Genomic DNA, 11,392 nt, shown 5'->3' on the forward strand with positions numbered 1-11,392 from the left:
CAAACCCGCCGGCGCGCGGGAACGCGGCGGCGGGTTCAAGGGCTCGATCGGGCCGAAGCTAGGCGATCACTGTGCCTGCTTGAGCTGCTCCAGGATGGCCGGATTCTCCAGCGTCGAGGTGTCCTGCGTGATTTCCTCTCCCTTGGCCAGCGACCGCAGCAGGCGCCGCATGATCTTGCCCGAGCGCGTCTTGGGCAGGTTGTCGCCAAAGCGGATGTCCTTGGGCTTGGCGATCGGGCCGATCTCCTTGCCGACCCAGTTGCGCAGTTCCGTCGCGATCTTGACGGCCTCTTCGCCAGTCGGACGCGAACGCTTGAGCACGACGAAGGCGCAGATGGCCTCGCCGGTCATGTCGTCGGGGCGGCCCACCACGGCGGCTTCGGCCACCAGCGGGTTGGCCACCAGCGCTGACTCGATCTCCATCGTGCCCATGCGGTGGCCCGACACGTTCAGCACGTCGTCGATGCGGCCCATGATGGTGAAGTAGCCGGTGTCCTTGTCGCGGATCGAGCCGTCGCCGGCCAGGTAGAGCTTGCCGCCGAGCTCTTCGGGGAAGTAGCTCTTCCTGAAGCGCTCCGGATCGCCCCAGATGGTGCGGATCATGGCCGGCCACGGACGCTTGACCACCAGGATGCCGCCGTTGCCGTTGGGCACGTCATGGCCGGTCTCGTCGACGATGGCGGCCATGATGCCCGGCAGCGGCAGCGTGCACGAACCCGGCACCAGCGGCGTCGCGCCCGGTAGCGGCGTGATCATGTGGCCGCCGGTTTCGGTCTGCCAGAAGGTGTCGACGATCGGGCAGCGCTCGTTGCCGATGTTCTTGTAGTACCACATCCAGGCTTCGGGGTTGATCGGCTCGCCCACGGTGCCGAGCAGGCGCAAGCTGGACAGGTCGTACTGCTTCGGGTGGATCTTCTCGTCGGCCTCGGCGGCCTTGATCAGCGAGCGGATCGCGGTCGGCGCGGTGTAGAAGATGCTGACCTTGTGGCGCGCGATCATGTCCCAGAAGCGGCCGGCGTGGGGGTACGTGGGCACGCCCTCGAACACCACCTGGGTCGCGCCGGCGGCCAGCGGGCCATAGGCGATGTAGGTATGACCGGTGACCCAGCCGATGTCCGCGGTACACCAGAACAGGTCGTCGGGCTTGATATCGAAGGTCCACTTCATTGTCATCAGCGCCCACAGCAGGTAGCCGCCGGTGCTGTGCTGCACGCCCTTGGGCTTGCCGGTGGAGCCGGAGGTGTAGAGCACGAACAGCGGGTGCTCGGCGCTCACCGGCTCGGCTTCGCAGGTATCCGGCTGGCCGGCGCTGACATCTTCCATCCAGCGGTCGCGGCTTTCGGTCCAGGCAACCTTGCCGCCGGTGCGGCGGTAGACGATCACGTTCCTGACGGCCTCGCAGCCACCCAGCGCCAGCGCATCGTCGGCGATGGCCTTGAGCGGCAGCGCCTTGCCGCCGCGCATCTGCTCGTCGGCGGTGATCAGCGCCACCGCGCCCACGTCCACCAGCCGCTCCTGCAGCGACTTGGCCGAGAAGCCGCCGAACACCACCGAGTGCGTGGCGCCCAGGCGTGCGCAGGCCTGCATCGCGACCACGCCTTCGACCGACATCGGCATGTAGATCACCACGCGGTCGCCCTTCTTGATGCCGAGCGCCCTCAGGCCGTTGGCGAAGCGGCACACCTTGCCATGCAGCTCGCGGTAGGTGACGCGCGTCACGGTGCCGTCATCGGCCTCGAACACGATCGCGACCTTGTCCGCATTGCCGTTCTGCAGATTGCGGTCCAGGCAGTTGTAAGAGGCGTTGAGCTCGCCGTCTTCGAACCACTTGTAGAACGGTGCGTTGCTTTCGTCCAGCACCTTGGTGAAGGGCTTGGTCCAGTGCAGCAGCTCGCGCGCGTGGCGCGCCCAGAAGCCTTCATAGTCACGCTCGGCTTCGTCGCACAGCGCCTGGTAGGCCTCCATGCTGGGGATCGCGGCCTGGCTGGCGAAGCCTTCCGGCGGGTTGAACACGCGATGCTCTTGCATCACCGATTCGATGGCGGACATAAGTTTGTCTCCTGATTTTGGACTGGCTTTGGCTGCCACGTTACGCCCGACGGCTTACTTAAACCTGACGGTAAGACCTGACGGTGGGCCTGGGTGTGCCTGCAACTTGTTGCAATGCAGCGGGAAAAATCCACGCACGCGCAGCGAAAGTGCAGCCTTCTCCATTAGGCTAGCACAGCTATAATCCGCGAGTTCCATACTTGATCGCGGCGCTTACCCTTGCCGCTCCCGCCGGCTCAGCACCCGCCGCGCCAAGGCGCCGCGGCGCCCGCCGGACGACCAAGGCCGTACCCGTGCCCGCCAATCCTTCAGCATTCTCCCCGGTCTACGCCCTCTTCCTGGTTGCCTCGATGGCGCTGGTCGGCAGCAACGTGGGCCTCGGCAAATCGATCATCGCGCATGTGCCGGTGCTGCTGTTCGCGCTGCTGCGTTTTGTCATTGCCATCGTCTGCCTGGCACCCTGGTACCGGCCCGCGCGCATGCGCCGGGTCTCGCGCGGGGAATGGCTGAACCTGTTCCTGCAGGCGTTCTTCGGCACCTTCCTGTTTACCCTGCTGATGCTCAATGGCGTGCGGCTGACCAGCGCCATGGCGGCCGGCGTGATCACCAGCACCATCCCGGCCACGGTGGCGATCCTGTCGTGGCTGCTGCTGCGCGAGCGGCTGTCGCGGCGCACGGTGGCATCGGTGCTGCTGGCGATGACCGGCATCGCCGTGCTGAATATCGCCCGGGGCGACGCGCACGGTGCCGGCAGCGGCAGCCAAGCATGGCTGGGCAACCTGATGATCATGGGCGCGGTGGTGTGCGAATCGATCTACGTGATCCTGTCGCGGCGGCTCACGCAGACGCTGGCCGCGATCGAGATCTGTGCCTACACGCATTTGATTGGCGGGCTGCTGATGCTGCCGCTGGGGCTGGTGCCGCTGCTGGACTTCGATGCGTCGCCGGTGCCCACGCAGACCTGGCTGATGCTGCTGTGGTATGCGCTGTCGGCCAGCGTGTTCTCGTTCTGGCTGTGGATGAAGGGCATCCGCCATGTGCCGGCGCAGCTGGCGGGGGTGTTCACCTCGGTGCTGCCGGTGGCGGCTGCCACCTACGGCATCGCCTTCCTGGGCGAGCAGCCGGGCTGGCCGCATGGGGTGGCGCTGGCGTGCGTGCTGGCCGGGATCGTGCTGGCCAGCTGGCCGGGGCGGATCGCGCGCGGCGCGTGGCGCGGCAAGGCGGCCGGCGCCGATCCCGGCGCCGCGGCCTGAGCCACGCCGGCGACGAACGATTCGGTTACGGTCGGTAACAGCGCCCGGTCATCGGCGCTTGGTACAATCCACGCCGCCTTTCAACTCGCTGACACCGCCCCGCCCATGGCTTCCAATCCAATGACCAGGCCGCAGACCATGCGGCCGATCCCGAGCATCATCTTCGCGTCGCGCTGGCTGCAGTTGCCGCTTTACCTGGGCCTGATCGTGGCCCAGGGCGTCTATGTCTACCACTTCCTGGTCGAGGTCTGGCACCTGCTGGCGCATGTGACCGAGTTCGACGAGAACAAGATCATGCTGGTGGTGCTGGGCCTGATCGACGTGGTGATGATCTCCAACCTGCTGATCATGGTGATCGTGGGCGGCTATGAGACCTTTGTCTCGCGCCTGGGCATCGACAACCATCCGGACGAGCCGGAATGGCTGGACCACGTCAACGCCGGGGTGCTCAAGGTCAAGCTGTCGATGGCGCTGATCGGGATTTCGTCGATCCACCTGCTCAAGACCTTTATCGATGCCGAGCAACGGACCACGCACACCATCATGTGGCAGGTGGCCATCCATATTGCCTTCCTGCTGTCGGCGGTCGCCATGGCCTGGGTGGACCGGATGGTGTCGCACCCGGCCGGCGCACCTGCCAAGCACTAATCACATTCGTGCGCCATCGGACGCCTAGTCCCAGCCAGACCGCGGCCATGTGCCGCGGTTTTTGCTTTTGGGCCCGCCCCCGCGCAGGCAGCGGCGTTTGCCGCACATTATCGGTTGTAGACGGATGTATGCAGCCGGGCAGAGCGCCTCGGCTCAGTGTATGATTTCAGGCTGTGTTTCACCGCTGCCCTCCCCACAAAATGACTGTCATCAAGCAAGAAGACCTCATCCAGAGCGTCGCCGACTCCCTGCAGTACATCAGCTACTACCACCCGATGGACTACATCACCAGCCTGGGCCGCGCCTATGAGCTGGAGCAGAGCCCGGCGGCCAAGGACGCGATCGCGCAGATCCTGACCAACAGCCGCATGTGTGCCGAGGGCAAGCGCCCGATCTGCCAGGACACCGGCATTGTCACGATCTTCGTCAAGGTGGGGATGGACGTGCGCTGGGATGGCGCCACCATGGGCCTGACCGACATGATCAACGAGGGTGTGCGCCGCGGCTACACGCATCCGGACAACGTGCTGCGCGCCTCGATCGTCAGCCCGCCCGAAGGCGGCCGCAAGAACACCAAGGACAACACCCCGGCCGTGATCCACTACGAAGTGGTGCCGGGCAACACCGTCGACATCCAGGTCGCGGCCAAGGGCGGCGGCTCGGAGAACAAGTCCAAGTTCGTGATGCTGAACCCGTCCGACTCGATCGTCGACTGGGTGCTGAAGACCGTGCCGACCATGGGCGCCGGCTGGTGCCCGCCGGGCATGCTGGGCATCGGCATCGGCGGCACCGCCGAGAAGGCCATGGTGATGGCCAAGGAATCGCTGATGGAGTCCATCGACATTCAGGACATCATCGCCCGCGGCCCCAAGGACTGGGTCGAGGAACTGCGCGTCGAGCTGTACGAGAAGGTCAACGCGCTGGGCATCGGCGCGCAGGGCCTGGGCGGCCTGGCCACCGTGCTGGACGTCAAGATCATGGCCTGCCCGACCCACGCCGCGTCCAAGCCGGTCGCGATGATCCCCAACTGCGCCGCCACCCGCCACGTGCACTTCACGCTGGACGGCAGCGGCCCGGCCAAGCTGGAAGCGCCTGACCTGTCGCAATGGCCGAAGGTAGAGTGGGCCCCGAACACCGAGACCTCCAAGCGCGTCGACCTGAACACGCTGACGCCGGAAGAAGTCGCCTCGTGGAAGCCGGGCCAGACCCTGCTGCTCAACGGCAAGATGCTGACTGGCCGCGACGCCGCGCACAAGCGTATCGCCGACATGCTGGCCAAGGGCGAGAAGCTGCCGGTGGACTTCAAAAACCGCGTGATCTACTACGTCGGCCCGGTCGATCCGGTGCGCGACGAGGCCGTCGGCCCGGCCGGCCCCACCACCGCCACGCGCATGGACAAGTTCACCGAGATGATGCTGGCCGAAACCGGCCTGATCTCGATGATCGGCAAGGCCGAGCGCGGCCCGGTGGCGATCGAGGCCATCAAGAAGCACAAGTCGGCCTACCTGATGGCCGTGGGCGGCGCCGCCTACCTGGTGGCCAAGGCGATCAAGGAAGCCAAGGTGGTCGGCTTCGAAGACCTCGGCATGGAAGCGATCTACGAGTTCGACGTCAAGGACATGCCGGTGACGGTCGCCGTGGACAGCGAAGGCACCTCGGTGCACAAGACCGGCCCCGCGGAATGGCAGGCCAAGATCGGCAAGATCCCGGTCGCCGCGCTGTAAGCCTGGCAGGACGGTAGAATCTGCCGTCGCGCTCGAAAAAGAAGCCGGGTTCCGACCCGGTTTTTTTCTACCTTGATTCTTGTCGTCCCCGCACCCCAGTGAACCCCGCACCCATCGGCGTCTTCGATTCCGGCCTTGGCGGCCTGTCCGTGCTGCGCGAGATCCGCGCGCTGCTGCCCCATGAATCGCTGCTGTACCTGGCGGATTCAAAATACGCGCCCTATGGCGAGAAGCCCGAGGCCTTTGTCGAGGCGCGCACGCTGCAGGCCTGCGAATGGCTGCTTGGCCAGGGTTGCAAGGCGCTCGTGATCGCCTGCAATACCGCCACCATGCATGCAGTGCAGACACTACGCGAGCGGCTGACGGTGCCGATCATCGGCGTCGAGCCCGGCCTCAAGCCCGCCGCCGCGGCCAGCCGCAGCAAGGTCGTGGGCGTGCTGGCCACCGCCAATACCCTCAAGAGCGCCAAGTTCGCGCGGCTGCTGACATCGCTGGAAGGCGAAAGCCGCTTCCTGTGCGAGGCGGGCCTGGGGCTGGTGTCGCTGATCGAGCAAGGCGAGACCGACGGCCCGGCCGTGCGCCAGCGCCTGGATGCCTACCTGACGCCCATGCTGGAGGCAGGCGCCGACACGCTGGTGCTGGGCTGCACCCATTACCCTTTTCTCTCCGGCACGATCCGGGCGATGGTTGGCGACCAGCTGGCACTGGTCGACACCGGCAGCGCCATTGCGCGCCAGCTGGCACGCAAGCTGGCCGAACACAAGCTGGCCGCCGCGCCCGATGCCACGCCGCACGACCGCTTTGCCTCGACCAAGGACGCCGCGCATCTGCGCGCGATGGCAGCCACGCTGTTGCAGGTGGAAGCGGATGCGGAAACCGTGGTGATCGAGCCGGCGCCGGCGCTCTGACCTCTGAGCGGCGCCTTCCCCTACTGCAGGAAGCCCAGTGGCCGGTGCTCCCGCACCTCGGGCTTGATCGCGTGTTCCTGGCGCAGCTGTGCCAGGAACTCGTCCGGCGTCAGCGCCTCGCCCAACAGCACGCACTGGCGCTTGACCGTGGCGAAGTCGCCCGGCGTCAGGCAATCCATCGCATCCAGTTCACGGCGCATGCTGTCGGTCAGGCCGGCGGCATCGCCGTCGAGCGCCTCGTCGACAAACATCGCCACGCGCTGCGTGGGCTTGAGCGCCAGGAAGCGGATCTTGAAAGAGAAGCGGCGCAGCGCGGCCTCATCGATGCGGTCGAACAGGTTGGTAGTGCAGATAAAGATGCCGTTAAAGCGCTCCATGCCCTGCAGCATCTCGTTGACCTCGGAGATCTCATAATTGCGCACCGCCTGCTGGCGGCTCTGCATGAAGCTGTCGGCCTCATCCAGCAGCAGCACCGCCCCATCCTCTTCGGCGCGCGCGAACATGGCGGCGATCTGCTGCTCGGTCTCGCCCACATATTTGCTCATCAGGTCGGAGGCGCGGCGGATCATCAGCGGCAGGTCCAGCTCGGCCGCGATATGCTCGGCCAGCGCGGTCTTGCCGGTGCCGGGCGGGCCGTAGAAGCACAGCGTGCCGCGCTGGCGCACGCGCAGCGCGTCGACGATCTTGACCACCTCGTAGCGGGTTTCAAGGTGCAGGTTCTCCAGCCGGTAGTGCGTGACCACCGAGCGCGCCTCGGCCTCGGGGCGCAGCCCCATGGCGCGGTCGGCGTGTTCCAGCTGGCGCAGGATCAGCGCTTCCACCGGCTCTTCCACGTCGGGCCGCGCCAGCTCGACAAAGCGCGCGGCCGACTGCACCTGCGCCGGCGTCAGCGTCTTGCGCCCGGCCAGCCCGGTGATAAAGGCGTCGCTGACGTCCAGCCCGCCCAGGTGCTTGCGGATGATGTTCTCGCGCACCAGCGGCGGCGGGATCTTCAGCTCCAGGTGGAACTGGAAACGGCGCAGGTAGGCCGGGTCGATCTGCCGGATCGAATTCGAGATCCAGATCACCGGCACCGGGTTCTGCTCGAGCGTCTGGTTGACCCAGGCCTTGCCGTTGACCGAGGCGCGCGTGTCTTCCTGGCCGAACAGGCTCATCAGCTCGCGCGCGCTGCCCGGGAAGACGTCTTCCACCTCATCGAACAGCAGCGCGGTATGGGCACGCCCGCGCAGGAAGGCCTGCGACACCTGCAGCGAGCGGTAGCGGTCCTTGCCCGACAGGCTGTTGCCGTCGCGGTCCAGGCAATCGACTTCATACAGCTCGCAGCCCGCCTCGCGCGCCAGCAGCCGCGCAAACTCGGTCTTGCCGGTGCCGGGCGGGCCATAGATCAGCACGTTGACGCCGCTCGCATGCTGGCGCGTGGCATTGCTCAGCAGCGCGCACAGGTAGCGCGCGTCGGTCTCGACATGGGGATAGTCGGCCGTGGTCAGCGTGGGCGGCGCGGCCGGGCGCGTGAACACCGCCATCATCTCGGCTTCGTTGGCGTAGTTGCCCAGCAGCACGTGCAGCAGCCGGTCCGAGAGCCGCATCAGGTCGCCCAGGTCGGTCACGCTGTTTTCCGGCAGCGGCTGCTCGATCAGGTTCAGCGTCTCCAGCCGCGAGCCCGGCCGCAGCGAGGCAGCCACGTCGGCGGCGCCGGCGCCGGTCAGGCCGGCCAGGATCTGGAACGCCTCCTGGCTGTGCGCCACCTTGCAGTCGACCATCACCGCGCGCAGGTCGCGCTTGTACTTGGCCAGCGCCGCGTACAGCAGCAGCTTGCGCTCGTGCTCGGGCAGGTCCAGCACATGGCTGAGCATGTCGATATTGCGCACCAGCAGCACGCGCTCGCCTTCCAGGCGCTGGGCGATGGCAGCGGCGGACGCGTCGAACACGGCGAACATGTCCTTGGCGTGGTGCTTGACGTACTCGTCCAGGTAATAGAACAGCGCGCTCTCATCGAAAGCGCTGTTCCACTGTCCGTGGCGGTCCAGGAATTCCTCAGGGGTCAGGCGGGCGGTGCCCTTCCAGGCGGGCATGTCGGCGCAGCGCGCGGCCAGGAAGCGCTGCACGCGCAGCACCACGCCGTACGGCCACACCATCTCCTGCGCGCTGACGGTCAGGACATCGTTGATATTGCTGCGCAGGTTGAAGCGCGGACCCAGTGCGCACACCACGCGCAGGGCAAACTGGGCGCACATCCAATCCAATGCTGAACTGGACGATGTGCCAGGCATGGAGCGCAGAATCGTCGATCGGTCATCTTCAGCAAAACGTGTGAAGTCCATGGACGGGTCCCCGAGCGCGCTGTGCGCGATGGCGGGGCCGCGACCGGACACCGCCACGTCTGCAGTTTCTTCCTATGCTAGCGCGCTTTGGTACCAACCGCGCATGCCTGTGCGCAACGGGCGCCGCCGATTGTGGCCTGGGGCACCGAAGCACGGCAAAGTGCCAGAGCGCGCCAGCGCGCGTGCACCGCTGCATCACCTCCCGAAATGCTGCCTGGACTTGCCGGTATAACGTGCCGGGCCAGAAAATTCCAGTTGCGACGCACAAATCACAACAAATAAGAATCATTATCGTTTATACTAGCCCGCTGACACGCTGCCCCAGAGTGGCGCTCCCACGGCAACCCAGTTGAAGGAGCGTTTATCATGGAATTGCTGCTTAGCCTGCTGGTCGGTTGCGGCATCTCGCTGATCCTGTTTTATCGCAAGTGACGGCGCACAGCGCCGCCGCGGTGCCACCGCTGGCAGACTTTTGTTGTTGACACATGTTCGACCAACGCTTCTTCAAGATTACGCTCGCCGTACTGCTGTTCCACGTCGGCCTGCTCTACCTGATCCAAAGCGGCCTGGGCCGCAAGCTGACCGAGGCGGTGATCTCGCCGGAGATCGTCGCGCGCATCATCCCGCTGGAGCCTCCCAAGCAGGAAGCCCCGCCGGAGCCGCCCAAACCCAAGCCCAAACAGGAAACCCCGCCCAAGCAGGTGAAGGTGACCACGCCCAAGCCGACCCCGCCGCAGCCCAAGCCAACCCCGCAGCCGGTAGCCAGCCTGCCGCCGACACCGAACGCGCCCGAGGCTCCTCCCGCGCCGCCGGCACCCCCGGCACCGGCACCTGAGCCCGCCCCTGCACCGGTATCCGCCGCGCCGCGTGCAGTCGGCATCGGCGAAATCCAGTGCACGGCGCCGCAACCGAAGTATCCTTCCCAGTCACGCCGCATGGGCGAGACCGGCAAGGCCGTGGTGCGCCTGACCACCGACGAAAGCGGCAAGGTCGTGAAGACTTCCGTCGTATCCTCGAGCGGTTCATCGCGCCTGGACCAGGCCGCGGTAGAGGCCGTGCAGGCCATGCGCTGCAAGCCTTACATGGACAACGGCCGCGCCGTCGCCGTCACGGCGCAGCAGCCGATCGGCTTCGAACTGAACTGACCGCCCCAGATTTCCGATCTCTGATCTGACCTAAACCAAGCGAACTCACCAGGAACCAACACATGCAGGACCTCGGACTCTCCCACCTCTGGACGCAAGGCGACTTCGTCATGCGTGCGACCGCGATCATTCTGCTGATCATGTCGCTCGCCTCATGGATCGTGATCCTTACCAAGGCGTGGGATCTGGTGCGCCTGAAGAAGATGGCGCACGGCGCGGAAAAGCGCTTCTGGCACTCGGACGATTTCGACCACGCGCTCGAAACCCTGGGCGCCGGCGATTCCAACCCGTTCCGCACGCTGGCCATCGCCGGCAAGGAAGCCGCCCAGCACCACCGCGCCAGCCAGCCGCAGCTGCACGACGTGATGGACATCTCCGACTGGCTGACCCGCTCGCTCAAGAGCTCCATCGACGAGTCGGTGGCGCACATGCAATCGGGCCTGGCGGTGCTGGCTTCGGTGGGCTCGACCGCACCGTTCGTGGGCCTGTTCGGCACCGTGTGGGGCATCTACCACGCGCTGATCGGCATCGGCGCCTCGGGCGTGCCGACCATCGACAAGGTTGCCGGCCCCGTGGGCGAGGCGCTGATCATGACTGCCTTCGGCCTGGCCGTGGCAATTCCCGCCGTGCTGGGCTATAACGCCCTCACCCGCGGCAACAAGTCGGTGATCTCGAAGCTCAACCGCTTTGCCCACGACCTGCACGCCTACTTCGTCACCGGTGCGCGCGTGCGCCCCACCGGCGCCCGCGCCGAGGACGGCACCGTGCGCCTGGCCGCGGCACAGCGCTAAACCGCAAGCAAGGAAGTCATCATGGCATTCGGTACTCTCGACGGCGACGACGACGAGGTGATGAGCGAGATCAACATGACGCCGCTGGTCGACGTCATGCTGGTGCTGCTGATCATCTTCATCATCACCATCCCCGTGATCAACCACGCGGTGAAGATCGACCTGCCGCGCGCCACCAACACCCCGAACGACCCGAAGCCGCAGAACATCAACGTCTCGATCGACGCTGCCGGCAAGGTCTTCTGGAACCAGGTGGAAGTGGACCAGGCCACGCTGGCAAGCAATATCGCGTTGGCCGCGCAGCAGCAGCCGCAGCCTGAGCTGCACCTGCGCGCGGACCGCGAGGTGCGCTACGAGCGCGTGGCCGAAGTCATGGCCGCCGCGCAGCACGGCGGCCTGGGCAAGATCGGCTTTATCACCGAACCCAAGCAGTAAGCGCGCGCCGCCAGGCGCTCCGGAACGACAAAGGGCACCTCAGGGTGTAATGCCGTTCAGTTAAGACTGAACGGCATTTTTCATTGTTAGCCGCCGAAGCAGTTGTAAACCGCAAGCC

General features: G+C 66.1%; 9 protein-coding genes. 7 read left to right on the top strand and 2 right to left on the bottom strand.

Going from position 1 to position 11,392, the window contains the following annotated elements:
• Positions 1 to 66: 66 nt before the first annotated feature.
• Entirely contained in the window at positions 67 to 2,049 is a 1,983-nt protein-coding gene (acs, locus tag AC3WLF_RS30745; protein WP_492320557.1) for an acetate--CoA ligase, read from the bottom strand.
• Positions 2,050 to 2,342: 293 nt separating this feature from the next.
• Here acs and AC3WLF_RS30750 point away from each other — a divergent pair, with 293 nt between their 5' ends.
• The 4 genes from AC3WLF_RS30750 to murI all read left to right on the top strand — a co-directional run bounded on the left by AC3WLF_RS30750 (position 2,343) and on the right by murI (position 6,582).
• Positions 2,343 to 3,302, top strand: coding sequence for a DMT family transporter (locus AC3WLF_RS30750; RefSeq protein ID WP_492320556.1), 960 nt, complete (start codon positions 2,343 to 2,345; stop codon positions 3,300 to 3,302).
• 105 nt (positions 3,303 to 3,407) lie between these two features.
• Complete coding sequence (locus tag AC3WLF_RS30755) at positions 3,408 to 3,950, top strand: TIGR00645 family protein (protein WP_340521633.1); 543 nt, start codon at positions 3,408 to 3,410, stop codon at positions 3,948 to 3,950.
• Positions 3,951 to 4,150: 200 nt separating this feature from the next.
• Positions 4,151 to 5,674 (top strand): fumarate hydratase, encoded by a 1,524-nt coding sequence (locus AC3WLF_RS30760; RefSeq protein ID WP_010814713.1) that lies wholly within the window; start codon positions 4,151 to 4,153, stop codon positions 5,672 to 5,674.
• 98 nt (positions 5,675 to 5,772) lie between these two features.
• Positions 5,773 to 6,582: a glutamate racemase gene (gene murI, locus AC3WLF_RS30765; RefSeq protein WP_340521636.1), complete on the top strand. Its 810-nt coding sequence runs from the start codon at positions 5,773 to 5,775 to the stop codon at positions 6,580 to 6,582.
• Positions 6,583 to 6,602: 20 nt separating this feature from the next.
• On the opposite strand, the gene AC3WLF_RS30770 is transcribed toward murI, so the two are convergent.
• The gene (locus AC3WLF_RS30770; protein WP_492320555.1) at positions 6,603 to 8,903 is read right to left on the bottom strand and encodes an AAA family ATPase; all 2,301 of its coding nucleotides are present in this window, start codon (positions 8,901 to 8,903) and stop codon (positions 6,603 to 6,605) included.
• A gap of 485 nt (positions 8,904 to 9,388) precedes the next feature.
• Between AC3WLF_RS30770 and AC3WLF_RS30775 the strand changes: the two genes are divergently transcribed.
• The 3 genes from AC3WLF_RS30775 to AC3WLF_RS30785 all read left to right on the top strand — a co-directional run bounded on the left by AC3WLF_RS30775 (position 9,389) and on the right by AC3WLF_RS30785 (position 11,274).
• Positions 9,389 to 10,048, top strand: a complete 660-nt coding sequence (locus AC3WLF_RS30775) for an energy transducer TonB (protein ID WP_492320554.1) — start codon at positions 9,389 to 9,391, stop codon at positions 10,046 to 10,048.
• A 62-nt stretch (positions 10,049 to 10,110) separates the two neighbouring features.
• Positions 10,111 to 10,839 carry a MotA/TolQ/ExbB proton channel family protein gene (locus AC3WLF_RS30780; RefSeq protein ID WP_492320553.1) on the top strand — a complete coding sequence of 243 codons (729 nt, stop codon included), beginning with the start codon at positions 10,111 to 10,113 and terminating at the stop codon, positions 10,837 to 10,839.
• Between the two features lie 21 nt (positions 10,840 to 10,860).
• On the top strand, positions 10,861 to 11,274 hold the full coding sequence (locus tag AC3WLF_RS30785) for an ExbD/TolR family protein (RefSeq protein ID WP_010814707.1): 414 nt from the start codon (positions 10,861 to 10,863) through the stop codon (positions 11,272 to 11,274).
• Positions 11,275 to 11,392 lie beyond the last annotated feature (118 nt).

The sequence above is a fragment of the Cupriavidus sp. FW306-01-F10A genome (assembly GCF_058782785.1).